Annotated in this window: 22 protein-coding genes and 2 pseudogenes; 11 read left to right on the top strand and 13 right to left on the bottom strand. The window is 60.5% G+C overall.

Annotation, left to right across the window (positions count from 1 at the left end; genetic code table 11):
• Window positions 1-24: 24 nt before the first annotated feature.
• Window positions 25-2,100: a TonB-dependent receptor gene (locus tag APH36_RS26415; protein ID WP_060501311.1), complete on the bottom strand. Its 2,076-nt coding sequence runs from the start codon at window positions 2,098-2,100 to the stop codon at window positions 25-27.
• A 251-nt stretch (window positions 2,101-2,351) separates the two neighbouring features.
• A complete protein-coding gene (locus tag APH36_RS26420) occupies window positions 2,352-3,518 on the bottom strand; it encodes an N-acetylmuramoyl-L-alanine amidase (protein ID WP_060501313.1) in 1,167 nt (388 codons plus the stop codon).
• Window positions 3,519-3,649: 131 nt separating this feature from the next.
• Between APH36_RS26420 and APH36_RS26425 the strand changes: the two genes are divergently transcribed.
• The 6 genes from APH36_RS26425 to thrS are packed head-to-tail and all read left to right on the top strand — an operon-like array spanning window position 3,650 to window position 10,330.
• Window positions 3,650-4,051, top strand: coding sequence for a Fur family transcriptional regulator (locus APH36_RS26425; protein ID WP_060501315.1), 402 nt, complete (start codon window positions 3,650-3,652; stop codon window positions 4,049-4,051).
• Window positions 4,052-4,097: 46 nt separating this feature from the next.
• On the top strand, window positions 4,098-5,315 hold the full coding sequence (gene zigA / locus APH36_RS26430; protein ID WP_060501317.1) for a zinc metallochaperone GTPase ZigA: 1,218 nt from the start codon (window positions 4,098-4,100) through the stop codon (window positions 5,313-5,315).
• Window positions 5,316-5,365: 50 nt separating this feature from the next.
• Window positions 5,366-6,277: a GTP cyclohydrolase FolE2 gene (gene folE2 / locus APH36_RS26435; protein WP_060501319.1), complete on the top strand. Its 912-nt coding sequence runs from the start codon at window positions 5,366-5,368 to the stop codon at window positions 6,275-6,277.
• Window positions 6,270-7,700 (top strand): cysteine--tRNA ligase, encoded by a 1,431-nt coding sequence (gene cysS / locus APH36_RS26440; protein WP_060501321.1) that lies wholly within the window; start codon window positions 6,270-6,272, stop codon window positions 7,698-7,700. The genes folE2 and cysS overlap by 8 nt, the downstream gene beginning before the upstream one ends.
• A complete protein-coding gene (locus APH36_RS26445) occupies window positions 7,694-8,320 on the top strand; it encodes a 6-carboxytetrahydropterin synthase (RefSeq protein WP_060501323.1) in 627 nt (208 codons plus the stop codon). The genes cysS and APH36_RS26445 overlap by 7 nt, the downstream gene beginning before the upstream one ends.
• Before the next feature lie 3 nt (window positions 8,321-8,323).
• The gene (gene thrS / locus APH36_RS26450; RefSeq protein ID WP_060501325.1) at window positions 8,324-10,330 is read left to right on the top strand and encodes a threonine--tRNA ligase; all 2,007 of its coding nucleotides are present in this window, start codon (window positions 8,324-8,326) and stop codon (window positions 10,328-10,330) included.
• Window positions 10,331-10,421: 91 nt separating this feature from the next.
• On the opposite strand, the gene APH36_RS26455 is transcribed toward thrS, so the two are convergent.
• Window positions 10,422-10,679, bottom strand: coding sequence for a type B 50S ribosomal protein L31 (locus APH36_RS26455; RefSeq protein WP_060501327.1), 258 nt, complete (start codon window positions 10,677-10,679; stop codon window positions 10,422-10,424).
• Window positions 10,680-10,896: 217 nt separating this feature from the next.
• Between APH36_RS26455 and APH36_RS26460 the strand changes: the two genes are divergently transcribed.
• Together APH36_RS26460 and APH36_RS26465 are read left to right on the top strand one after the other, a co-directional pair.
• Entirely contained in the window at window positions 10,897-11,478 is a 582-nt protein-coding gene (locus tag APH36_RS26460) for an ABC transporter substrate-binding protein (protein WP_233458177.1), read from the top strand.
• Window positions 11,479-11,531: 53 nt separating this feature from the next.
• Window positions 11,532-11,750 (top strand): annotated as a pseudogene (locus APH36_RS26465) (transposase domain-containing protein); the annotation flags it as partial.
• Window positions 11,751-11,896: 146 nt separating this feature from the next.
• On the opposite strand, the gene APH36_RS26470 reads toward APH36_RS26465, so the two are convergent.
• Window positions 11,897-13,372, bottom strand: coding sequence for a PAS domain S-box protein (locus tag APH36_RS26470; protein WP_060501331.1), 1,476 nt, complete (start codon window positions 13,370-13,372; stop codon window positions 11,897-11,899).
• Window positions 13,373-13,569: 197 nt separating this feature from the next.
• Between APH36_RS26470 and APH36_RS26475 the strand changes: the two genes are divergently transcribed.
• Window positions 13,570-14,556, top strand: coding sequence for a hypothetical protein (locus APH36_RS26475; protein ID WP_060501333.1), 987 nt, complete (start codon window positions 13,570-13,572; stop codon window positions 14,554-14,556).
• A 72-nt stretch (window positions 14,557-14,628) separates the two neighbouring features.
• Window positions 14,629-14,808, top strand: coding sequence for a CsbD family protein (locus APH36_RS26480; RefSeq protein ID WP_060501335.1), 180 nt, complete (start codon window positions 14,629-14,631; stop codon window positions 14,806-14,808).
• 125 nt (window positions 14,809-14,933) lie between these two features.
• On the opposite strand, the gene APH36_RS26485 is transcribed toward APH36_RS26480, so the two are convergent.
• The 8 genes from APH36_RS26485 to APH36_RS26520 all read right to left on the bottom strand — a co-directional run bounded on the left by APH36_RS26485 (window position 14,934) and on the right by APH36_RS26520 (window position 21,924).
• The gene (locus APH36_RS26485; protein ID WP_060501337.1) at window positions 14,934-15,476 is read right to left on the bottom strand and encodes a cytochrome b; all 543 of its coding nucleotides are present in this window, start codon (window positions 15,474-15,476) and stop codon (window positions 14,934-14,936) included.
• Window positions 15,477-15,648: 172 nt separating this feature from the next.
• The gene (locus APH36_RS26490; protein WP_060501339.1) at window positions 15,649-17,013 is read right to left on the bottom strand and encodes an ATP-binding protein; all 1,365 of its coding nucleotides are present in this window, start codon (window positions 17,011-17,013) and stop codon (window positions 15,649-15,651) included.
• Window positions 17,010-17,672 carry a response regulator gene (locus tag APH36_RS26495; protein ID WP_060501341.1) on the bottom strand — a complete coding sequence of 221 codons (663 nt, stop codon included), beginning with the start codon at window positions 17,670-17,672 and terminating at the stop codon, window positions 17,010-17,012. The genes APH36_RS26490 and APH36_RS26495 overlap by 4 nt, the downstream gene beginning before the upstream one ends.
• Before the next feature lie 2 nt (window positions 17,673-17,674).
• Window positions 17,675-18,316 carry a hypothetical protein gene (locus APH36_RS26500; protein ID WP_060501342.1) on the bottom strand — a complete coding sequence of 214 codons (642 nt, stop codon included), beginning with the start codon at window positions 18,314-18,316 and terminating at the stop codon, window positions 17,675-17,677.
• Window positions 18,313-19,119: an SDR family oxidoreductase gene (locus APH36_RS26505; RefSeq protein WP_060501344.1), complete on the bottom strand. Its 807-nt coding sequence runs from the start codon at window positions 19,117-19,119 to the stop codon at window positions 18,313-18,315. Before APH36_RS26505 ends, APH36_RS26500 begins: the two co-directional genes overlap by 4 nt.
• Window positions 19,106-19,786 (bottom strand): TenA family transcriptional regulator, encoded by a 681-nt coding sequence (locus tag APH36_RS26510; RefSeq protein ID WP_060501347.1) that lies wholly within the window; start codon window positions 19,784-19,786, stop codon window positions 19,106-19,108. The genes APH36_RS26505 and APH36_RS26510 overlap by 14 nt, the downstream gene beginning before the upstream one ends.
• A gap of 7 nt (window positions 19,787-19,793) precedes the next feature.
• A complete protein-coding gene (locus APH36_RS26515) occupies window positions 19,794-21,257 on the bottom strand; it encodes an AMP-binding protein (RefSeq protein WP_060501349.1) in 1,464 nt (487 codons plus the stop codon).
• Window positions 21,247-21,924 carry a thermostable hemolysin gene (locus APH36_RS26520; RefSeq protein ID WP_060501351.1) on the bottom strand — a complete coding sequence of 226 codons (678 nt, stop codon included), beginning with the start codon at window positions 21,922-21,924 and terminating at the stop codon, window positions 21,247-21,249. Before APH36_RS26520 ends, APH36_RS26515 begins: the two co-directional genes overlap by 11 nt.
• Before the next feature lie 108 nt (window positions 21,925-22,032).
• On the opposite strand from APH36_RS26520, the pseudogene APH36_RS33315 reads away from it, so the two are divergent.
• Window positions 22,033-22,281: pseudogene (locus APH36_RS33315) on the top strand (HD-GYP domain-containing protein); the annotation flags it as partial.
• A 255-nt stretch (window positions 22,282-22,536) separates the two neighbouring features.
• Here APH36_RS33315 and APH36_RS26530 read toward each other — a convergent pair.
• On the bottom strand, window positions 22,537-23,520 hold the full coding sequence (locus tag APH36_RS26530) for an IS5 family transposase (protein ID WP_082426463.1): 984 nt from the start codon (window positions 23,518-23,520) through the stop codon (window positions 22,537-22,539).
• Window positions 23,521-23,536: the final 16 nt, after the last annotated feature.

The raw sequence follows: 23,536 nt of genomic DNA on the forward strand, positions 1-23,536 counted from the left end.
ACCGTGTGAATGCGTCCCGGCGGGTTACAGCTTCATGTTGAGTGAAACGAACGCAGACCGGCCGGGTGCCGGAGAAAACATTGGCTGCTCTTCGCCAGCTGGCCACCAGAAATTGTCGTACCAGACGTATTCGTATTCGCGATCCGTCAGGTTCTTGACCTGCAGATCCACGCTTGTAGAAACACTGATCCGATAGCTGACGCTCGCATCCAGTACGGCAAAACCACCGTACTTGCCCGCTTCGTTGTTCGCATCGATGTAGTAGTCGCCTTGCGCGCGCGCCTGCATGCCGAAACGCCAATCATCGTTCATGCGATATTCTGCCCCCAGGTTACTGATGTAACGCGGCGTGGAAAATACTTCTTTGCCCTTGAGGGAGTTGTTGTTCGCGTCGTTACCCTTCATCACTTTGGCTTCCTGGATGGCGTGGGAGCCCCACACCGTCCATTGATCGTTCAAACGTGAGGTGAACTGCATGTCGATACCGCGACGCCGGGTTTCGCCCAGGCCAACGGTCGAATCGATGGCTGGCATGTTCGCTACCTCGTCGGTAGCGTCCTGCTGCCAAACGGCAACGCGTGCCTCGGTGCCCTCGAAAGGCCGGAATTTCACCCCCACTTCCTTGCCCGTGTTGATCGACGGGTCATAGGTACCGACGCCATTGACCAGGTAAGCAGGGTTTGCATTGCCAGTCAGCACCTGGAACGTGCGCCCCCAGTTGGCGTAGACGTCGATATCGTCATTAACGCTATACACCACGCTGAGTTTGGGTTGCTCGATCCAGCCGTAGTCCTGCAGAGGCCCCTTGGCACTCGTGGTAACACCATTGTTGGTGCTTGAGATGTTGGTGTTGCCACTGAACTTGTCAACGCGCATCGCCGGGATGATCTTCAACGAGTCAATTGGCTGGATAACCGCCTGTACGTAACCACCCAGGTTACGAAGCGTGTAGTGGTCATCGTTTTGAACGCGCGCTGGCGGGCCATCGAAGTTGGTGGGTACGCTGAAGTTGAAGCGCCTGCGCTCGTACGCGTTATGCTGTTCTTCATAGTTGATGCCGCCATCGAGGGTCAGCATGTCATTCACCCGCCAGGTGAGATTGCTGAGCATCCCACGCTGCTGCTCATCCCAGAAACGACGCTGGCGCGGCCCGTTGCCAGGCTCGTAACTGGTAAACGTGATGGAGCGGTCATCGTTGTAGCTGTTGTAATACAACTTGCTGCTCAGGTTCAGATCGTCACGCAGTTGCCAGTCCATGTGCAGGCTCAGCTGTTTCATGTCTCGATCGCTGCGATCGTTGTCATTCTTGGCAGGTGAGTCGGTACGGCTGGCGTGCAACTCTTCGCGGGTGAGGAACCCGCCTTCGTCCGCTTGCTGGTGGTACAGACGTGCAATGGCACCTACACGGAAGTTTTGCTCGTCATTACTGAGGAACCACTTGCCACCCAGGGAATACTTGTTGGAGTTGCTGTGATCGCGTGAACCGTTGGTGTCCTGCTTGGCCAGCATGTAGTTCTGCGCAAAGTTACCTTCCTCGTGGCCGAGGGCGATTTGGACTTCACGGGTATTGAAGCTCCCGTAAGTCAGGCGGCTGTCTGCATAGTTGCCGCCCTGACGGGTCGCAAAGTTGATGTTGCCGCCGATGTTGTGCAGGCCGTAACGCGGATCGTTGGTGCCGCGCACCACCTCGATGTAATCGATCTCCAGCGGGAAAATCATGTCGATGAAACGCTGGTTGCCGCTGTTTACGTTACTCGGCACGCCATCGATCAGGGTTTTGATGCCGTTGATGTAACCCTCGCCATTGAAGGCCCGGAAAGTGGCCTTGCCCGACTCAGCCCCCTGCCCCGTCTCGGTCAGTTGAATGCCCGGCATCTGACCCAGTAGTTGCCAGCTATTCATCACGTTCTTGTCTTCCACCTGGTCACCGCCCATGACGTCGACTGAGGTGAGTACATTTTCCGTGCTTAGTGCCACGCCGGCTTTCTGCGTGATGTTCACTTCGCCAAGGGTGATGGTTGAGTTACCAGCCTGATCGGCGAGAAGGTCTGGGGTTACCAATGCCGTGACGACGGCAATGGAGGCCGAGGTGAATCTCATGGAAGCTCCTGAACTGCAGGGGTGAAGGTGCGGCTGATCGCGGGGTCAAGCGGTGACGCAGGTCTGAGACTGCGCCTTCCAGAAGCAACGTTATATCATGATGATATCGCTTCAAGATACTTTATAACATTCAGCAACAGACTGGCTCCGCAAATGGCGGAGCCCACGGCCTGTCTTGCCGGCAGTGAATGGCACTATCGGGAACGCATCCGCGCACAATGAGCCCCCTGTTCGAGGGCTCGCAGCACTGATCACACCTGCCCCTTGGCCGCGATCAGGCTGCCAGCCGGCGGTTGCTGGCGAAAATAGCCGTCCAGCCCGGCGAAGATCGCTTGCGCGACTTTGCGTTGATGCCGCGAATCATGCAGCCGACGACAATCTCCGGCATTGGAAATGAAGCCTGTCTCGACCAGGATCGAAGGCACGGCCGCCGACTTGAGCACGGCGAACCCTGCCTGCTCCACCCGCGCCTGATGCAGACCCGACACCTGGCCAAGCTGTGCGAGCACCTGATGACCGAGGTCCAGGCTGGTGGCAATCGTCGAACTCATCGACATGTCCAGCAGCACACCGGCGACCATCGGATCGTGCTGGCGCAGCTTGACCGGCAAACCACCACCGACCATGTCGGCATCGTTTTCACGCTGCGCCATCCAGCGCGCCATCGACGATGTGGCGCCCCCTTGCGACAAGGCGAACACCGACGCCCCCGACGCCGTGAGCCGCGGTGCGGCATCGGCGTGCACCGAAACGAACAAGTCGGCATTGAGCCGCTGAGCGAGTTCGGCGCGCTTGCGCAGCGGAATGAAGACATCGTCGCTGCGCACCAAGCGTGCCTTGTAGCCCTTCTGTGCATCGATGCGCTTGGCCAGCAACGTGGCGATCTGCAACGCCACGCGCTTTTCCTGCTCGCCCTTGGGCCCCACAGCGCCAGGGTCTTTGCCACCATGCCCGGCATCCACCACGATCAACAGGTCGCGCTGACGCGTCGAGGGCTTGACGGCTACCGGCGCAACGGACACCGCTGATCCAGTGAGCACCAACTCCAGGCCATGCCGCCCGGGATTTAGCGAACGGACTTCGCTGCGCACCGCCGCGTCGGCCAGGTCCAGCACGATACGCAAGTCACCCGCCGCGGTAACGCCACTGCGCACGGCCGTGACCGCAGAACCTTGCAGGGCAAGCTCGTTCAGTGACGCCTGCAGGCTGGCCTGGGGAAGATCAATCACCAACCGCGGCGGCGCCGCGAGGCTGAAGTGCTTCGCGGCCACCGGCCCGGTCAGCTCCAGCGACACCTTGGTTATGCTGCCCGAACGACTCAGCCGAATCCGCTTTACCGCCTGCCCTGCTTGCGCCGCGAAGGGCAGCGGCAATGTCAGGCAGGCGACCAATAGTTTCAGCACACGGCGTCGATCCATACGTACTCCAATTGACCTGCATACCAGCGAAGCCCCGGGCGATTTCGCTAGCCATTTTATTAATGTTACTTTATAACATCTCGCGCCATGAACAAACATGAAGACTGCAAAGCGAGCGGAAGGAGACCTGCATGCAACTGACCAGCAATCAGCAACGTGTCCTGACGACGCTTCAGCAGGCCGCCAGGCCGCTCAGTGCCTACGCCATTCTGGACAGCCTGCGCAATGAGGGTTTCCGGGCGCCAACGCAGATTTACCGCGCCTTGGGCCACCTGACCGAGCAAGGGTTGATCCACCGCCTGGAATCGTTGAATGCCTATGTCAGTTGCGCCTGCCCAAGCCAGTGCGAAGCAGGTTTCAGAGCGTTCGCCATCTGCGATAGCTGCGGCCATGTCGATGAATTCAACGTCCCGCACCTGAACCAGGCCTTGGGGCACTGGATGACCCAGAACGTGTTTTCGCTGTGCAGCTCGACCATCGAGCTGCACGGTAAATGCGCCGCCTGTACTCGCCGTGATACCGGCGAGGACTGAGTAGAGCCGCACGCATGCACACTACCTACTACCGTGAGGCCACCTGATGAGCACCTCTAGCGCGATTGCCAATCAAGCCGCAAGGCTTCCCGTCACCGTGCTGTCCGGCTTCCTTGGGGCCGGCAAGACCACCCTGCTCAACCATATCCTGAACAACCGCGAAGGCCGGCGCGTCGCCGTGATCGTCAACGACATGAGCGACGTGAACATCGACGCCGCGCTGGTCCGTGATGGCGGCGCCGAGCTGTCGCGCACCGACGAAAAGCTGGTGGAAATGAGCAACGGCTGCATTTGCTGCACCTTGCGCGAAGACCTCCTGCTGGAAGTGGACCGCCTGGCCAAAGAGGGCCGCTTCGATCAACTGGTCATCGAGTCGACCGGCATCTCCGAGCCGCTGCCCGTAGCGGAAACCTTCACCTTCGAAGGTGAGGATGGCCGCAGCCTCAATGAAGTGGCACGCCTGGACACCATGGTCACCGTGGTCGATGCCTTCAACTTTCTGCGCGACTACAGCTCGCGCGACAGCCTGCAGGCCCGCGGTGAATCGCTGGGCGAGGAAGACGTGCGCACGGTGGTCGACCTGCTGATCGAGCAGATCGAGTTCTGCGACGTCATCGTGCTGAACAAGATCGACCTGGTCAGTGACGCAGAGCGCGAGCGCTTGATGGCCATCCTCAATACCCTCAATCCAAGGGCAAAAATCGAAATCGCCGAGTTCGGCAAGGTCGCGCTGAATCGCGTGCTGGACACCGGCCTGTTCGACTTCGACGAAGCCTCACGCGCGCCTGGCTGGTTGCAGGAAATGCGCGGCACCCACACCCCCGAAACCGAAGAGTACGGCATCGCCAGCTTCGTGTACCGCGCACGCCGGCCGTTCCACCCAGGCCGCTTCCACGCGCTGGTAGAAAGCGAATGGCCTGGGGTGCTGCGCTCCAAGGGCTACTTCTGGCTCGCCTGCGAGCCAGCCATGGCCGGCAACTGGTCCCAGGCCGGGGCCGTCGCGCGCCACGGCCCGGCAGGCTACTGGTGGGCGGCCGTTCCCGAGGAACATTGGCCGACCGACAGCGAATCAGTCCTGCACATCCGGTCGAAATGGCACGAAGGCGTGGGTGATGCCCGCCAGGAGCTGGTGCTGATCGGCATGGAAATGGACGAGGCTGCGCTGCGTGCACGTTTCGATGACTGCCTGCTGACCGATGATGAAATGGCCCAAGGGCCGGAAGCCTGGAAGCAGTTGGCCAACCCCTTCCCCGGCTGGAACTGATTGATACGCCTTGCTGCCACGCGCAAGGCTCCCACCACTGGATAGACATGATGAGCTCAGCATTACCCGACGTTTCCGTCACCGACCTGGCCCCTAGCCTCAGCCCACTGCAATGGGTCGGCATGCAAGGTATCGACCTGCCGGTTCGCATCGAAGAACCGACCTATCAGCGCGAGTTGCACGCCCGGGCGGATGTCCAGGTCGACCTGCCGGCACCGCACGTCAAAGGCATTCACATGTCCAGGCTGTATCGCCTGCTGGACGCCTGGGGCCAGGCGGGGTCGGTTTCGCCGGTTAACCTCTTTCACCTGTTACAAGAGATGATCGATAGCCATCAGGACTGTGAGAGCCGCAATGCCAGGTTGCGCCTGGATTTCGACCTGCTGGTTCGCCGCCCTGCGCTGGTGACCGAGGGCCTCTCCGGCTGGAAATCCTACCCCGTTCACCTGCTCGCCACGAAGGTGAGCGATGCGCTGAACCTGAGCGTCGAGGTCCGGATCGGCTACTCGTCAACCTGCCCGTGCTCGGCCGCCCTCTCCCGGCAATTGATCGAAGACGGTTTCCTGCAAACCTTCAAGGGCCAGCCGCTGCTCGAGGCCAGTGCCGTTGCGCAGTGGTTGCGCAGCAACGCTTCGCTGGCGACGCCGCACAGCCAACGCAGCGAAGCACGCGTGCGCGTCGCGGTGCCCGCAGATGCCCCGAATCTCGGGCTGTTGGCCCTGATCGACCAGGTCGAAGGCGCCCTGCGCACGCCGGTGCAGACCGCCGTGAAACGGGCCGACGAACAGGCGTTCGCGGCACTCAACGGGCAGAACCTGATGTTCGTCGAAGATGCTGCGCGGCGCATCCAGGCCAGCCTGCAGGGTTATCGCGACACTCAGGTGCACGTTCGCCACCTGGAAAGCCTGCACCCGCACGACGCCTCGGCCTGGTCAGCCCCGCAGGCCCCTGCGCATGACTGAGCCGATCTACCTGCACAACACGCTGACCCGGCGCAAGGAGGTGCTGCGCACCGAGCGGCCCGACCGGGTGACGATGTACGTCTGCGGCCCCACGGTCTACAACTACCCGCACATCGGCAATGCCCGCCCGGCCGTGGTGTTCGACCTGCTGGCCAGGCTGCTGCGCCACGACTATGCAGAGCTGGTGTACGCCCGCAACTTCACCGACGTCGACGACAAGATCAATGCCGCCGCAGCCGCGGCTGGCGTGCCCATTGCCAGCATCACCGACCGCTTCATCGAGGCCTACCACCAGGACATGGCTGCACTCGGGGTGGCCTCACCTGACCTGGAACCTCGCGTCACCGCGCACATGCCGCAGATCATCGAGCTGATCCAGGCCCTCATCGCGCGTGGCCATGCCTATGTGGCGCAAGGCCATGCGCTGTTCCACGTACCGTCCTACCCCGCCTATGGCGAACTCTCCGGGCGCAACACCAAGGACATGCTCGCCGGCGCCCGGGTGGAAGTCGCGCCCTACAAGCGCGATCCCTTGGACTTCGTGCTGTGGAAGCCGTCCACGGCCGACCAGCCCGGCTGGAGCAGTCCCTGGGGCAGAGGCCGGCCGGGCTGGCATGTGGAGTGCTCGGCGATGATCGGCCAGCACCTGGGCCATACCATCGACATCCATGGCGGCGGCCAGGACCTGATATTCCCACACCATGAGAACGAGATCGCCCAAGGCACCTGCGCCCACGGCACCTTGTACTGCCGCACCTGGGTGCACAACAGCTTCATCACCGTGGATGGGCAGAAGATGTCCAAGTCGCTGGGCAACGTGCTGCTGGTGCGCGACCTGCTGAGCCAAGCGCCTGGCGAGGCGATCCGACTGGCGCTGCTGTCCACCCACTACCGCCGCCCGATGGACTGGAACGCCCAGCGCCTGAGCGCGGCAGTGCAGACACTCACTCGCTTCTACACCAGCCTGGCGCGCTGCGAGGCATTGCCCTGCGCTGCCGATGTAAAGCCAGATGAGCAATTGCTCCACGCCCTGAGAAACGATCTGGGCATCGCCGAAGCCCTGGCTCGCCTGAATGTGCTACGCCAAGCGCTCGATGACGCCAGCGATGATGCCGCCCGGGCATTGGCCAAGGCCCGGTTGGTGAAGTCGGCCGCACTGCTCGGCCTGTTGCAGCAAGCACCACTGGCCGCACTGCAAGCCTTGCAACCGCACATCGACGCGCCACCACCACAAGCCGCGTTGCACGCTTTGCTCGAGGCCCGCGAAACCGCGCGCAAGGCCCGTGACTTCGCCACCGCCGACAGGCTGCGCAGCGAACTGCAAGCGGCCGGCTTCACCGCCGAGGACACCGCACAAGGACCGAGGCTGCGCGCCCTCGTGCAGACGACCAGCGCCCGCGCCAACCCAGGTGCCCCATGCTGATCCGCAAACTGTTCAAATTCGAAAACGCCCACATCGTGCGGGGCTGCAGCACCCGACGCTGCTCCCACTCGATCCACGGGCACTCCTACAAGGTCGAGCTGATCCTCCACGCCGATGCGCTGGACAATGGCCAGATGATCTACGACTTCGGTCTGCTCAAGGGCGATATCAGGGACCTGATCGACGCTTTCGACCATGCCGTCGCACTCTGGTCTGGTGATGACCCCGACTACCTGGCATCGGTTCGTCGCCATTCGGAACGCTGGGTGCTGATTCCGGTTTCGCCCAGCGCCGAGCAGTTCTCGCGCCTGTTCTTCTGCCTGGTCGATGCAGCGCTGTCACAGGCCGAAATGCGCAATGGCGAGGCCGAGGTCAGCCTGCATTCAGTCATCGTGCACGAAACCGAGACCGGCTACGCCCAGTGCTTCCGAGCGGATGCGCAGAACCCGCGAATGGGCCTGATCGACCTGCACAGCATCGAATTTTCGCCCGCCATCACCCAAGCCTGGGCAAACCCGGGCTTGTTCGAACAACTGAAGTCTCACCCCGCCATGCTGCAGACCGAGCTGCAAGGGTTGGATAGACCCATCCCGACCACGCTATTGACCACCCGAGCCTGAAAAATGCCAGAACAACCCCTATCCCAAGCCGTATCAGTGACCTTGCCCGATGGGGCGCTGCGTCACTTCGACAGCCCTGTCAGCGTCCTCGACGTCGCCCGCGCGATCGGCCCAGGCCTTGCCCGCAGCACCGTTGCCGGCAAGCTCGACGGGCGCCTGGTCGATGCCTGCGAAATCATCGACCACGATGTGAGCCTGCAGATCATCACCCCCAAAGATGAAGAAGGTCTGGAGATCATCCGCCACTCCTGTGCGCACCTGCTTGGCCACGCGCTGAAGCAGCTGTTCCCCACCGCGCAAATGGTGATCGGCCCGGTAGTCCGCGATGGCTTCTACTACGATGTCGCCTATGAGAGGCCGTTCACCCCGGCCGACCTGGAAGCCATCGAGGCACGCATGCGCGAGCTGATCGCCCAGGACTACGACGTGGTCAAGCGTATGCTCAGCCGTGAAGAAACCATTGAGGTGTTCAAAGCCCGCAACGAAAACTACAAGTTGCGCCTGATCGACGACCTGCCGCAGGCGACCCAACTGGGCCTGTACTTCCACCAGGAATACGTCGACATGTGCCGTGGCCCGCATGTGCCGAACACCCGCCTGCTCAAGGCCTTCAAACTCACCAAGCTGGCGGGTGCCTACTGGCGTGGTGATGCACAGAACGAGCAACTGCAACGCATCTATGGCACCGCCTGGGCCGATGCCAAGCAACTGGCGGAGCATCTGCGCGGGATCGAAGAAGCGGAGAAGCGCGATCATCGCAAACTCGGCCGCGAGCTCGACCTGTTCCACTTCGAAGACGATGCCCCTGGCGCGGTGTTCTGGCATCCACGGGGCTGGGCGGTGTTCCAATCGCTGATCGCCTACATGCGCCGACGCCAGGACGACGCCGGCTACATCGAAGTCAACACGCCAGATGTGATGGACCGCAGCCTGTGGGAGATTTCCGGCCACTGGCACAACTACCGCGACAACATGTTCACCACCGAAACCGAGGATGGCCGGGCACTGGCGCTCAAACCGATGAACTGCCCCGGCGGTACGCTGCTGTACAAGCACGGCCTGAAGAGCTACCGCGACCTACCGATCCGCATGGGCGAGTTCGGCAAGGTGCACCGCTACGAACCCTCGGGCGCACTGCACGGGCTGCTGCGGGTGCGCCATTTTACCCAGGATGATGCGCACATCTTCTGCACCCCGCAGCAGATGGACCAGGAATGCCAGTCGGTGGTAGCCCTGGTGCTCGACATCTATCGCCAGTTCGGCTTCGAGGATGTACGCATCAAGCTGTCCACTCGGCCAAACAACCGCATGGGCGACGATGACACCTGGGACCTGCTGGAAGGCTCGCTGATCACCGCCTTACAGCACATGCAGCTGGCCTACCAGGTCAGCCCTGGCGAAGGCGCGTTCTATGGGCCGAAGCTCGAGTTCGTGCTGCGCGACGCCATTGGCCGGGACTGGCAATGCGGCACCCTGCAGGTAGACATGAACCTGCCGGCACGCTTTGGCCTGGAATATGTCGACGAGGACGGCCAGCGCCAGCGCCCAGTGATGCTGCACCGCGCCTTGTTCGGCTCGCTGGAGCGCTTCACCGGCATCCTGCTCGAACACCATGCCGGCAAGCTGCCGAGCTGGCTATCGCCGGTGCAGGTGGTGGTGTCGTCGATCACCCAGCAATACGCGGGTTATGCCCAGGACGTCACGAAGCTGCTGCATAGTGTCGGCTTGCGGGCCGAGGTCGATACCCGCAATGAGAAGATCGGCTACAAGGTGCGCGAGCAAACCCTGCAGCGAATCCCGTTCCTGCTGATTGCCGGTGCCAAGGAACAGGCAGAAGGGACTATTGCCATTCGCAACCGCGACGGAAAGGATCTAGGCACCTTCGAAGTGAAAGCGGCCCTCGACATGCTGATGCAGCAATGCGAAGCGCCGGATGCGGCTGAACGCCGACAGGCGATCGAGCAACTGTGGGCGGGCTTATCGCCTGCCAAGCACTCGACTACCGCTTGACCCCGCCTTGAAACACGCCTCTGGAAGGCAGCACGCCGTGCGGTCCTCCAGAGTGCGCTGACGCGTTACCCCTGCTTGTCCAGCCAGCCGCTTACGGCTTGCCACCAAACCCGGAAAAGCGCTTGTTGAAGTTGGCGATGCGCCCTTCGGTGGTGGCCTGTCGCTGCTGGCCGGTATACACCGGGTGCGAGGCACTCGACACGTCAAGCTGCACGTACGGATAAGTCTTGCCATCGGTGTGCTGGTAGGTGCGGTCGGATTCGGCTGTCGAGCCGATGAGGAAGAACACGTTCGCCGAGGTGTCGTGGAACAGCACAGGACGATAGTTAGGGTGGATGCCAGGCTTCATGAACAACTCCTTTAAGTTACACAATAACATTACACACTTAACGCGAATAATTTTCAACTGCAATTTTAGTGCACGCTCTGGCGTTACGTTATTACATCAAATATCATGCGCGCCCCTCTTGATGAAATTTTCTTCATCAAGGTTCAGTTGTCTGGCCTGAAGCAAGAAAGGTCGCGCTCTAGAAAGGCATTTCATGTTGTCTGTCAAGAAGCCCCGCTTGAAGCTGCTCGCAGCGTTGTTATTGGCCTCCAGTGCAGTCTGCACAGCGCATGCCGCGGCTCCGGACCGTGTATTCGATGTGGTCGCCCCATTCGAGATCGTGGGCCTCGATCCGTCCGTGTCCGGCTTCATCTTCCAGCGCATGCAGATCACCGAGACCTTGCTGGAGGCCGATGCCAAGGGCCAACCGCTGCCCGCGCTGGCCGAACAATGGCAAGTCTCCGATGACGGGAAAACCTGGAAGCTATCCATCCGCCAAGGCGTCAAGTTCCATGACGGCAGCGACCTCAGCGCCACCGTGGCGGCCCATGCACTCAACGTCGCGCGCAACAAACCAGGCATCCTGCGCAGCGCCAACATCGAGTCGATCAGTGCCCAGGGGCGCGATGTGGTCATTACCCTGAAGCAGCCCTTCGCCCCGCTGCCAGCGCTGCTGGCGCACTCGTCGACCAGCATCCTTGCCGCCAGCGCCTACGACGCCAACGACAACGTGCTCAAGGTCATCGGCACCGGGCCATACCAGACCACCTTGGTAGAGCCCCCTCAGCGCCTGGCCGCAGAACGCTTCGAGGGTTACTAGGGAACCAAGCCAAGCATCGAGAAGACCACCTACCTGGGCGCAGGCCGTGGCGAAACCCGTACCGGCCATGGGCACTCGGGCGCTCGAACAGGTTGTTTGCCGGGTCGCTGCGCAGTGGCAAACGGGCCGCGGCGATCATGAGCCTGATCCAGTCGGCGCGCATGAATGGGCATGATCCGTATGCCTATTTCAAAGATGTGCTGACGCGGCTGCCGACGCAACGGGCCAGTGAGATCGGGCAGCTGCTGCCGCATCAGTGGGTGCCAGCCTGACTTACGCAAGGTGAGTTGGGCGGACGCTTACCATGACACCTCCTATTTGGGCCTCATTATGAGGCTTGGAGGTGTTTACGAAACCAGGGGCGATTCAGTTGATTTCAGTTTTACTCAGCACTTGTAGTCGTTAAAACGCACTAGATTTACCGACCAAACAATCTTCGCTCTTGTGCCCAGACGATCGCTTCACCCCGGCTGTGGACGTCAAGCTTGGAATACACTGTGGCCACGTGGTTGCGCACGGTGTTCAGTGCTAGGTTCAACCGCGCCGCGATCTCCTTGTCGGCAAGACCTTCGCAGATAAGCGCCAACACGTCGCGCTCTCGGCGAGTGAGGTCGCTGAACGACGTATCCGGCAAACGGCCAGTATTGATGCGTTTGGCATTGGCTAACTTCTCTATCAGCGTTTGGCTGAACCAAGACGCATCCTGCATCACCGTCTCAATCGCCTCGACCAACTCCAGCTCTGAACGCTTGCGCTCGGTAATGTCCATTAGAACCAGCAGATAGCAGGGAGTGTCCTGTAGGCTGACGCTGTCGGCTTGCAGGACACAGTCGAGTCGCTCGTCGCTTTTTTTGCGCAGTTTTAGGTCAAGCCCGTCGATACGGCCTGTCTTTTCTAGTACGTCGAATATCTGCGACGTCACTCGCCGATCGACCATGAAATCGATTTCAGCCACTGTTTTGCCTAGCAGTTCCTGTGCGGTGTATCCCAGAGTGTCGAGAAAGGCTTCGTTGGCATCGATCAATTGCTGCCTGTCAGCGCTGCACAATAAGGTAGGCACGGGGCTCAGGCGAAACGCCTTCGCAAAGCGTTCTTCGCTCTGCCGCAGGGCATTTTCCGCCTTGCGCCTGGGCTCAAGGTCGGTGAATGAGAACAACATGCAGTCTTCCTCATGCATGTCCAGTGGTTGTCCGGCTACAATAACCAGCTTCGTGCCACCTTCCGGCAAGCGCAATTCAGCCTGCATCTGCGGGATGGTTGCACCTTCTATGAGACGCTCGATCGCCAACTCCTTGCGCTCGGCGTTTTCCAGCACATCCACTTCATAGACAGACCTGCCGATGACGTTCTCCCGCACATGGCCGGTCATCTCCAGAAAACCTTGATTGACTTTGATAAAGCGCAGGTCGCTAAGCCGGCAGATAACCGCAGGGGCCGGGTTGGCATTGAAGGTTTTTTCGAAGCGCTGTTCGGCGCTGGCCCATTCAGTGGCATCGGCGATGATCAGCACCAGCGATTCAGCATCGCCCTTGCTGTCCGCCAGCACCATGCTGCGCACCCGGTGTACCCGGCTGCGCGCTTCCTCATCGCCAACGGGCCTAACCTCAACCACCACGTCGCTGAACACTTCCCCAGCAGCCACACGAGCAATTGGGTACTGCTCGGCTTCAAGCGGGTGGTTGTTGCGGTAGCGCAGGGCGAAACGCTCGCGATAAGCCTCAGCGTTGCTACCCAGTAGCTCCAGGCTGTCGACGTCATGCATGCGCAGGGCCGCTTCGTTCGCCCAGATGATGGATTGGTCGACTTCCAGCAGGATCACACCATCGGACAATCCGGCGATGATCTGCTGAAGTTGGCGGCGGTTGGTCTCTCGGGTGAGCACGGCGTCGCTCATGGCGGTTCTCCATCGCGCATGTACGTTTTACCTGGAGCTTAATCGCTGCAGGCATGCCAAGGGTGGTGCGGATGCACTAATCGATCAGGTGCAGATGCGCCAATACAGCCTTGCATGAGACCTGCAAACTGGCCCTGACGTTGCACCAGAGGTATCCGTTGCTGGTGCTTCCCGTCTCAACTCTCGAGGATGCATAGATGACTGAATCGTATGTGACCGCCCCAGCCAACGCTGCCAGCACGCTGCGGGTATCGTGGAGCGCCGTGTTTGCAGGTGGCGCCATCGCCTTGGCCAGCTATCTGATACTCAGTGTGCTGGGAACGGCCATCGGCGCCGGAATCGTGGACCCCATAGCTGAAGGCAATCCCTTACGCGGCTTCGGTACGGGCGCGGGCGTGTGGTTGTTTATCAGTACGGTGCTCTCGGTGGCAGCCGGTGCTTGGGTGGCTGGCCGTACCGCCCCAACCCGCGGTGGCCTGCATGGTCTGTTGAGTTGGACAGTGACCACGCTAGTGGCTACCTGGCTGCTGGCTTCTTTAGCCGGCAGCGTGGTCGGCACCGCTGGCAACATTGCCGGCAAAGGCCTGTCGCTTGCAGCCGACGGGGTAGCGGCAGCCGCGCCTGCTGTAGGCCAAGGCATTAAGGAACAGCTGAATAAGCAGGGTATCTCGCTTGACTGGGACAGCATGGAAGCAGAGTTGAATAAAACGCTGGAGCAGTCCGGCAAGGCTGAACTGAACCCTTCGACGTTGGAGCAAGAGGCCGATCAGGTTCAGGCCCAAGGCGAGTCTGCAGGCCAGGTAGCAGCCGAAAACCCGACCCTGGCGATCGATCAGCTCAAGCAGTGGTTCGAGCGGGTACGCAAGGCGGGTGAGCCTGCCCTGAGCGCGGCAGACAAGGAAGCCTTGGTCAACATCGTCGCTGCGCGTACCGGAAAGAGCCAGCAAGAGGCCGAGCAAGTGGTCGATAACTACGCCCGTGCCTATCAACAGGCCGCTGGACAGGTGAAGACACTGAAAGAGCAGGCAGAGCAGCAGGCACGTGAAGCTGCTCAGGTCGCTACCAGCAACGTATCGAAAGCCGCCTGGGGCACCTTGGCAACGCTGTTGATCGGTGCCGCCTTGAGCTTTGCGGTAGGCCGCTTCGCCTTGTCGTCACGCAAGATCCGTGTCATCGCTGAGTGACACGCGTTTCAACCGATGCACGTACGTTTCACCCAACCCACGCTTCACTGATCGTCGTCGAAGGAGAAAACCATGAGCAGCACTTCGGATAAGGTAAAAGGCATGGCCAACGAGGCTGTTGGCAAGGTCAAACAAGCCATAGGCAAGGCCACAGGAGACACTGAACTGGAGTTGAAAGGCAAACTGCAGGAGAAAAAAGGCGAAGCGCAGCAGGTAGTCGGTGATGTCAAGGATGCGGTCAACAAGGATTAACCTAGCCACCTGGTAGAAATGAACGGTCGTCTTAGGGCGACCGTTCATTCATGGCGATCTTTGCTGATCTTTTGCAGGACAAAGAAGCGTAGAGCGGTTCAGCTCCTGCTTGCCGCCCCCCAAGCTCAACGCCCAGGGAGCATGCGTGTGAGGGTGTTGTCCTTGATCAAGTAGTGATGCGCCAGACCTGCGCAGGCATGGAGTCCAATCAACGCGTAGCCAGCATTCCCAATGAGTTCATGCCAGTCCTTCAGTGTCCTGGCCAAAGCGGGATCGACAGGAAGCGGCGAAGGCAGACTTATACCCCAATACGGCAGGGGCTTACCGGCAGCGCTCAGCATCAACCAGGCCAACAAGGGGGTCACAATCATCAAACCGTACAAGGCCAGGTGTGTGACGCTAGCCACTGCCGTCTGCCAGGTAGGCGGTTTTGGCAAGATGGGAGGACGTGGGCTAAGCCGACCCATCAAGCGCACCCAAACCAACACGAATACGGCGATACCCATCAGCGCATGAAATCCGAGCAATGGGCCCTTAAGCACGTTGCCTCTTGGCAATGCCCCGCGCAGTTCGATACAGGCATAGATACCGATGAATAAGACGACCATGCTCCAGTGCATGATGATGGATAGGCGACCATAACGGTCGGAAGTTGAATCGTGCTTCATATCCACGACCTCGAAAAATTAGAGGGGTATCCGTTGCCATAAAGCGAGAAGCCATTCCCGGCAACTGGATAGCCTCAAGTTGCCAGCCCAAGCTTAAGGAAGCCTGAAGTCGTCAGCATTAATTACAGCTGCAGGTAACCTGCACGATCTCGAAAGCGTGTGCCCGACGGACTCAATCGATTGGAAGGAGCAAGGTGGCGGCTAGCCCCCCGCTTGCTCGGTTATCCAAACGCACCTGCCCGCCTAGACGATCGATAATCGTTGCAACTATAGAGAGCCCAAGGCCGGCCCCATTGGGGCTATTGCGGCTGTAGAAGCGCTCGAACACGCGAGAGAGGCTCGCCTCGTCGATACCCGGCCCCTCATCTTCGACCACCAGCGCAAAAGCGTTGTCCAGACGCCTGAGTGACACGGTAATGCGGCCTGCTGGCGGTGAATGCTCAACCGCATTGGATACTAGGTTCTGCAGCGCGATACCTAGCGCGCCGGCATCGATCGCCAGGTGATGGTCGCCTTCGCCGATGTCCAGCGAGGGCTCCAGGCCGCGATCCAGTATCCACGGGGTCAGATCGGCCAGGGTATCGGTGACGACCTCGGCCAAATCGACTCGGGTACTGGCGCGCTGTCCCAGCCTGGGTTCGACGCGGGCCAGTGTCAGCAGTTGGTTGACCACTCGGGTCAGCCGGTCGACCCCGCCCATCAGAAAGCCCAGCGCTTTTTGCCGCTCTGCATCGTTGCTGGCTTCAAGCGCGTTCTGTGCGTGCAGACGCAGGACCGCCAAGGGGGTACGCATTTCGTGGGCAGCGTCGGCAATGAATCGATGCTCACGCCGCAGCAGGTCCTCAATTTGCGCCAACAAGCGATTGATAGCCGCCTGCATGGGCTCAAGCTCGGAGGGCAGCGGTACCAGCTGAAGAGGCTCCAGCGAGTCGGCGTGACGCCCGCGGATGACATTGGCCATGTTCTGCAACGGCCGCAGTCCCCAGCCAATCGCAGCCCAGACCAGCAGCGCCAAGGCCAGGCTGCCGAGCAGGAACGGAAACAAGGTGTGACGAACAATCCGGTCGATCAGGTCGTAGCGCACATCATCCCGCTCACCGACCCAGATCACCCAGTGATGCTCCGGTACTGGCAAGACAAAACCCCGCCATTGTTGGCCACCCGTTGAAAAGTCGTAGAAACCGGGAGCAGTCGGTGGAGGGTCGATGGTCGGCGCACTGGGTGTGTGCACGAGCAAGCCAGCGCCATCCTGCCAAACCTGGAAGGCCAATTTGCTTTCGTAAGGGTGGCCCACCTGATGTCGTCCGGCCTTACCCAGCGCCTCATTGAACGCCCGATAGAGCGCCTCGCGCGATCCTTCCTGCACCGGCATGCTCATGACACCCTGTAGCAGGCGCGCATTCTGGGCCAGGTGGGCGTCATACACTTCGTTAATTTCGCGGCGACTGTCATGGTAGTTGTAGAGCGCGAGCAGACCTGTGCCAAGCATCAGCAACAGCATCACTCGCCAGAGTGTGCGCTGGCGCAGCGAGCTCATACCTTGGCCTCGACCAGATAGCCGATACCACGCACCGTCCGAATCAAACCGTTGAACAATTTTTTGCGCAGGTGATAGATGTTTACCTCCAGCGTATTGCTCTCGGGTTCTTCGTCCCAGCCATACAGCAGCTGGGTCAGGCGCTCACGGGTGAAGACCTTGCCCGGTTGCGCCAACAGTTCGTGCAACAGCACATACTCCTTCGGGGTCAGCACCACTTCGACACCGTTGTAGTGCACTTGCTGGGTGGCCGGGTCGAGGCTGACGCCGGCATGCTCGATCAACACCTTGGCGCGCCCGGCGCTGCGCCGCAGCAACGCCCGCAGGCGCGCCTTCAACTCGTTGAGGTCGAACGGCTTCACCAGATAATCGTCGGCACCGGCATCCAGGCCAGTGATGCGATCGTCGAGGGCGTCTCGTGCGGTGAGAATCAGCACCGGCAGGCTGTCGCCGCCGGCGCGTAAACGCAGCAGTAGTTCAATCCCATCCATACGGGGCAACCCCAGATCCAGAATCAGCAGATCAAAGGTTTCATGCTGCAACGCATGCAAGCCACTGACACCGTCGCGCAACCAGTCGAGGGTGTAGCCCTCCTGACGCAAGCCGTCGCAGATCCCTTCACCCAATGCGATGTCGTCCTCAACCAACAGCAGCCGCATGTTCAGTCCTGTTTGTCCTTGATCGCCTTCATTAAAGCATCGATATCGGCACGCCGGCCTTGGTCTGCCAATTCACGCCCAGGCCGGGCTGGGGCCTGCAAGGCTTTCTGCAGGGCTGCAGTAGCCTCAGGGTAATGCTTTTGTCGGTACAGATGATCGGCCCAGAAGTAGTTGCTGTCGATACCGTTGGGGTTGATTTGCAGCGCTTTGCGCAGCAAAGCGTCCGCTTTGTCGGCATCGCCGAACCCGATCGGCCAGCCCGGCACTTGGTCGTAGAGCGTGCCAAGGCTGGTGTAGGCCGACCCCTGCAGTGCGTTGGGGTCCAGTTTCATGGCCTGTTCCAGGCTGGTCTTCGCCGCTTTGACCTTGCCCAGTGCCCCCAGACCGCCAACGGCGCCCGCCCAGCTGCTGTTGATGATGCCGTCCCAGATCAGAGGCTCCGGTGTACCAGGGTACTGGTGAACGAAAGCCGCCGCGTCAGCAGAGAGCTTTTCAAAAGCATCGGCCCGTTTGTCCTTGGGCAATTGATACTGGATCTGCGCCCAGCGCTGCTGGAGCTCGCTCAAGTGCTGGGTGCCGGCCTGGTCCAGTGCCCAGGTGAAGGGGGCGAATGCCAACAAGCTGGCGACGAACAGACGCTTCATTTGATCGACTCCTTGGAATGGCTACCGATGTAGCGACGAATGACCGGCAGTTGCTTGCGCAACGCGCGATCGACCACGCCTGGCAGCATGCCGTTAATACGCACGAAGAGTTTTTCCGGCCACCCCAGATACAGCTCACTGCGCTCGGACTGCACGGCTTCGAGCACTGCACGGGCGACATCGGCCGGGTCGTCCATGCCGACTTTCAGCGCCTGATTGAGCGCCGTCGCAGCGCTGCTGTTCATGGTGGTGCGGGTCGCCCGGGGGGCGGCATACAGAACATTGACCGTGGTGTCGGCCAACTCACGCCGCAATGCTTCGGAGAAACCCCGCAAGGCGAACTTGCTGGCGCAATAGGTGGCATAGCCGGGATACCCGATCGAGCCATAGGTGGACCCGACATTGACCACCAGCGCCTTGGGCTGAGCGCGTAGCAATGGAAGACAGGCGCGTGTCAGTTGCAGCGGCGCCTTCAAATTGATATCCAGCAGTTCGTCGAGTGCGTGTTCGTCCAACTGATCGAGCAAGGCGAAGCGGTTCACGCCAGCGGCGTTGATCAGCACGTTGACTGTGCCCATCTCGCGGGCGCGGGCGATCACCTGGTCGCGCCCCGCTTGGCTGCGCAGGTCCGCTTCTTGCCAGCGCAGGCGATCAGGATACCGATTCATCAAACCGGCCAGCTTGCCCATGTGCCGACTGACAGCCAGCACCTGGGCGCCAGCTGCGCACAATTGTTCGGCCAGCTCAAGGCCAATGCCCCCACTGGCGCCGGTGAGGATAACCACAGATTCAGGCAAGCGCATGGCGCACCTCTGGCTGGTCTGCACGCGGCAAGCCCTGGAACATTTCGGTGTACAAGCGATAGACGACCTTCGCTGCATGGATGACGGCCTGTTGATCCGCGGCATCGTCGAGGCGGTCCATCAACTGCTTGTAGGTCACCATGTGGTCCTGATCGAGCGCACCATGGGAACTGAGGTAGCTGAACGCCTGATCAGGCAGGGCAAGGGTGCTCTGGATGGTACCCGCCGCCTGAGTGGCCAGCGCGATGCTGGTGTCTTCGAGCACATTGACCATGCCGAACAACCCGACGGGGTTGCCGCGAGCGATCAGGTCATAGAGGTAGGCGACCATCAGCTCGATCGACAATGCCGGGCGACCATCACGTACCGCCTCCCAGTTGCCGCCGCACGCGTTGATATCGTTGAGGATCCATTGCTCATGGCCGTATTCCTCGTCGATATACTCGCATACCGCGCCACGCAGCCACTCCAGCCGTGACGGCAAACGTGCGCCACAGGCCATCATCAGTGGAACGGTGTGGCGAACGTGGTGGTAGGCCTGGCTCAGGAAAGCGACATAGCTGTCCAGGCTGACCTGACCAGACAAGGCTTCACGGATCACAGGCACGGCGAACAACGCCTGACGCTCTTGAGCTGTTTCTATTTGCAGGGTGTCGAAAAAAGACATGGGAACCTCACAACGAGATGTCGGATAACAGGGTGTGGTAACGCTGCAAGATCGCCTCGCGTCGCGGGCGGCCGTTGGCAGTCAAGGTTTCGTCACGGGTGCTAAGCGGGGCTAGCAAACGGCGCCAGATGTGCACTCGGGCGTAATCGGGCAGCTTCGCGTTGCACTGCTGCACGGCTTGCTCGATGGCCTCATCGCTGGCGCTGGGATCCAGCGGCCAGAGCAGTGCCAAGTTGTGCGGCAAGGCCTCTCCATGAACAAAGGCCTGGGCAATGACACCGCTCTGAGTGAGTTCGGCCTCTACCCACTCGGGGTTGACGTTGCGCCCGAAGCTGGTGATGAACTGGTGTTTCTTGCGCCCGTCGAGGAACAGATAACCTTCTTCGTCGAGGTGGCCCAGGTCGCCCGTCGCCCACCATTGCTGGGTGAGCGGGGCCTCCTCCAGGTAGCCAAGCAATGTCGAGCCAGCCACCAGCACCTCGCCGTCCTCGGCAATACGCACTTGCACATGGGGCAATGGCTTGCCGACGCTGCCGTGGCGTACAGCACCGGGGCGATTCAGTGCGACCACGGAGGCGCACTCCGACAGGCCGTAGCCTTCGAACACCGGCAGCCCGACCGCCTCGGCCCTGGCTAGCAGGCTTGGGGATACCCGTGCACCGCCCACCGCCACGAACCGCAACGGGCCAACGCGCATCAGGCCGCGCTCGATGGCCGTGACCAGCCCCATCAGCAACTGCGGTACGAGGATCAGGCTCTGCGCACCACTGAGGGCAATGGCGCCCAGCAGTCGCTTGAAGTCCACCTGGCTTGCGCCCCCCATGCCCAGCTGATGCTGCGGATAAAGCTGTACGCAGGCCCCCGCCATCAGTGCGGCATAGACGCCGAGATTCTCCAGCAATACGCCCAAAGGCAGCACAGCCAGGTACTGCTGCGGTTCAGTGGGCCGGCTTGCCGCCTCCAATTCCCGTGCTACCCGCAGCATGGCGTCAGCGTTCAGGCAGACCCCTTTAGGGTGCCCGGTGCTGCCAGAGGTGTAGGTCACCTTGGCGGTACCATCAGGCAAGGGTGCGCTGACCGACCGCTCGCGCACCCAGAACTCACCTTCCAGAACAAACCCCTCACTGACCAGTCGCGGCTCCCACTGCGTCGTGCAAAGCACGGTTGAAGCACCACTCTGGGCAATGCAGTGATCAAACTGCGTCGCACTGAAGAACGACGGCACGATCACGCAGGGGCGTTCAGCGAACAGGGCGGCCAGGTCCCAGAACAGCAGATTAGGGCCGTTATCCAGGGCCAGCACCAACGCTCCAGCAGGTTGTCGGTGCAGAGCATGGGCTCGCAGTCCCACTTCACCGAGTAACTGCCGGTATGTGTAGCTGTGAGCATCACCTTTCACCGCCACGGCACCGGCGTGATCGCGGGCGAACGACATCAGCAGCTCTTGAAACCGCTCCAGTTCACGCGGCATGGCCAGTCTCCTCGGCGAGCACTGGGAAACCCAGCCTTTGGAACACGCCGGCTCGGGTCAGGGCGTCGAAGCCATAGCCGATGTTTCCGGCGAATACCTGGGGACGTTGCTCGTAGTAGGTTCCCCACTGGTCCATCTGTCCCACCAGACGGTCGGGATCGGCCGAGGCCAACACGGTGGGGGTCAACCCTAGTCGTTGAAAACTGTTGATCAATGTCGCCGCCCCAGTGAACGTGACCCACTCAAGGCCACGGTTGGCCAACAACCACGTCACCGCGATGATCATGATGCGAGCACTGCCAGCGCTGATGGAGGCCAGGTTTCCAACTTCGACGATGCAGGTGCGATCCAATGAAATGCCCGCAACTTGAGAAACGGCGGTTTCCAATGAGACGTCCAGGTACCGTTCGAGAAATACGGGACCCTGGCTGGCCGGGCGCATGCCGGCCGCGGCGATCAGGCGGCCGTGGCTGTCATGCAATGCCAAGAGTTCTGGTAGGTAATGCTGCACATTCGCTTGATGCACGGCGGCAAAGCACGCGTGGATGAATTGCTCGAGATCCTCACGTGAAGCATCTCCCTCCAGATGAAGCGAAAGCTGCGCTCGGTGGTCGGCATGGCTACCGATTGGTAGCGGGAGCAGGCTGCTCCATTGAGACTCGATCATGAAACTCCCCCCAATTGGGTTCGACGGGGGGATTATCGGGGTCGAATCTGAATAGAATCTGAAGTGACGCTTTCGACTTTAGGTGAATTCGGCCTGACGGCTAAATGCAAAATCGGGATTGCCGGCCACATCTTGCTCAAGGAGGGCGTCCTTACGGCGCAAGAGCGTCAAGTGATCATGGGCCATCCAGAAATTGGCTATAGCATCCTGCATGATGGCACGATGGATGAACTGACCGAGATGGCGGCGCACATCGCATACTGGCATCACGAAAAATGGGATGGCACCGGCTACCCGCGTGGGCTGTCTGGCGAGCAAATCCCTCTTGAAGCGCGCATCGTGGCGCTTTGCGATGTGAGGTCATGCATCGGCGCCGCCATTCTCAAGCGCTCGCACCAGTTGGCTGGCTGTCCCATCGCTCGAGCGATCAATACCGATGCGTCGCCGATGCGCTGAATGTGCTCACCCACGCGCTTACCCCTTCAGTGAAACCTAGGGAAACTCCGAACAAGTTGCTCATCAGCCGAAAATGGGCGGCTTGGGGATGCCGAAAAAACCGATTTTCAGTCTCTGATTATTGGATAACCAAGGCAAAGCCTTGGTTATCTGCCCTCACGGGCGCACCTCTCCCGCAGCAGGCAATAATTGCCGGCGCACCATCCACAGATTCGACAGGGCAAACAGCGTGGTCAGTTGCGCCGTGTTCTTGGCCAAGCCACGGAAGCGGGTTTTCACATACCCGAATTGACGTTTGATCACTCGGAATGGATGTTCGACCTTCGCTCGCGCCTGCGCTTTGACCTTCTCGATCTTGCGTCTGGCTTTGTAGAGCACGCTGCGTTTGCTCAAGTGCTTGTAGGTGCTACGACGAGCCGCAATCTGCCAGATCACCGGCCGCCCTTCATGCTCTGGCCGCTTCTCCACGCCGATATAACCCGCGTCGGCACAGACGACATTTTCATCGCCATGCAACAGGTGAGCGACCTCCGTTACATCGGCCACATTCGCCGCTGTGCCGTGGACGTGGTGCACCAGGCCCGACTCGGTATCGGTACCGATATGCGCCTTCATGCCAAAGAAATACTGATTCCCCTTCTTCGTCTGATGCATTTCAGGATCGCGTTTGCCTTCCTTGTTCTTGGCCGAACTGGGCGCGTGGATGATGGTGGCGTCGACAATAGTGCCCTGGCGCAACGACAGGCCCTTGTCTCGCAGGTAATTGTTGATGGTTTCCAGAATTCCCGCCGCCAACTGATGCTTCTCCAGCAGGTGCCGGAAATTCATGATCGTCGTGTCTTCGGGGGTAGGAGCGCTGAGCGTCAGCCGAGCAAACTGGCGCATCGAAGTGATCTCGTACAGCGTCTCTTCCATGGCAGGGTCGCTCAACGAGAACCAGTTCTGCAGCAGGTGAACACGCAGCATGGTTTCCAGTGGGTACGGCTTGCGACCACCGCCGGCCTTTGGGTAATGCGGCTCGATCAATGCCACCAAACCGCTCCACGGCACCACCTGTTCCATCTCGGCCAGGAAACGCTCACGACGGGTTTGCTTGCGCTTACCGGCGTACTCGAAATCGGAAAAGCTCATCTGACTCATGGAATGGCGGGCTTGC

This window comes from Pseudomonas sp. NBRC 111133 (assembly GCF_001320605.1).
GTDB classification, from domain to species: domain Bacteria; phylum Pseudomonadota; class Gammaproteobacteria; order Pseudomonadales; family Pseudomonadaceae; genus Aquipseudomonas; species Aquipseudomonas monteilii.

What these genes read in the sequence shown, in the direction of transcription:
- APH36_RS26415 (WP_060501311.1), bottom strand. Translation starts at nt 2,100, where the DNA reads ATGAGATTCACCTCGGCCTCCATTGCCGTCGTCACGGCATTGGTAACC.
- APH36_RS26420 (WP_060501313.1), bottom strand. Translation starts at nt 3,518, where the DNA reads ATGGATCGACGCCGTGTGCTGAAACTATTGGTCGCCTGCCTGACATTG.
- APH36_RS26425 (WP_060501315.1), top strand. Translation starts at nt 3,650, where the DNA reads ATGCAACTGACCAGCAATCAGCAACGTGTCCTGACGACGCTTCAGCAG.
- zigA (WP_060501317.1), top strand. Translation starts at nt 4,098, where the DNA reads ATGAGCACCTCTAGCGCGATTGCCAATCAAGCCGCAAGGCTTCCCGTC.
- folE2 (WP_060501319.1), top strand. Translation starts at nt 5,366, where the DNA reads ATGAGCTCAGCATTACCCGACGTTTCCGTCACCGACCTGGCCCCTAGC.
- cysS (WP_060501321.1), top strand. Translation starts at nt 6,270, where the DNA reads ATGACTGAGCCGATCTACCTGCACAACACGCTGACCCGGCGCAAGGAG.
- APH36_RS26445 (WP_060501323.1), top strand. Translation starts at nt 7,694, where the DNA reads ATGCTGATCCGCAAACTGTTCAAATTCGAAAACGCCCACATCGTGCGG.
- thrS (WP_060501325.1), top strand. Translation starts at nt 8,324, where the DNA reads ATGCCAGAACAACCCCTATCCCAAGCCGTATCAGTGACCTTGCCCGAT.
- APH36_RS26455 (WP_060501327.1), bottom strand. Translation starts at nt 10,679, where the DNA reads ATGAAGCCTGGCATCCACCCTAACTATCGTCCTGTGCTGTTCCACGAC.
- APH36_RS26470 (WP_060501331.1), bottom strand. Translation starts at nt 13,372, where the DNA reads ATGAGCGACGCCGTGCTCACCCGAGAGACCAACCGCCGCCAACTTCAG.
- APH36_RS26475 (WP_060501333.1), top strand. Translation starts at nt 13,570, where the DNA reads ATGACTGAATCGTATGTGACCGCCCCAGCCAACGCTGCCAGCACGCTG.
- APH36_RS26480 (WP_060501335.1), top strand. Translation starts at nt 14,629, where the DNA reads ATGAGCAGCACTTCGGATAAGGTAAAAGGCATGGCCAACGAGGCTGTT.
- APH36_RS26485 (WP_060501337.1), bottom strand. Translation starts at nt 15,476, where the DNA reads ATGAAGCACGATTCAACTTCCGACCGTTATGGTCGCCTATCCATCATC.
- APH36_RS26490 (WP_060501339.1), bottom strand. Translation starts at nt 17,013, where the DNA reads ATGAGCTCGCTGCGCCAGCGCACACTCTGGCGAGTGATGCTGTTGCTG.
- APH36_RS26495 (WP_060501341.1), bottom strand. Translation starts at nt 17,672, where the DNA reads ATGCGGCTGCTGTTGGTTGAGGACGACATCGCATTGGGTGAAGGGATC.
- APH36_RS26500 (WP_060501342.1), bottom strand. Translation starts at nt 18,316, where the DNA reads ATGAAGCGTCTGTTCGTCGCCAGCTTGTTGGCATTCGCCCCCTTCACC.
- APH36_RS26505 (WP_060501344.1), bottom strand. Translation starts at nt 19,119, where the DNA reads ATGCGCTTGCCTGAATCTGTGGTTATCCTCACCGGCGCCAGTGGGGGC.
- APH36_RS26510 (WP_060501347.1), bottom strand. Translation starts at nt 19,786, where the DNA reads ATGTCTTTTTTCGACACCCTGCAAATAGAAACAGCTCAAGAGCGTCAG.
- APH36_RS26515 (WP_060501349.1), bottom strand. Translation starts at nt 21,257, where the DNA reads ATGCCGCGTGAACTGGAGCGGTTTCAAGAGCTGCTGATGTCGTTCGCC.
- APH36_RS26520 (WP_060501351.1), bottom strand. Translation starts at nt 21,924, where the DNA reads ATGATCGAGTCTCAATGGAGCAGCCTGCTCCCGCTACCAATCGGTAGC.
- APH36_RS26530 (WP_082426463.1), bottom strand. Translation starts at nt 23,520, where the DNA reads ATGAGTCAGATGAGCTTTTCCGATTTCGAGTACGCCGGTAAGCGCAAG.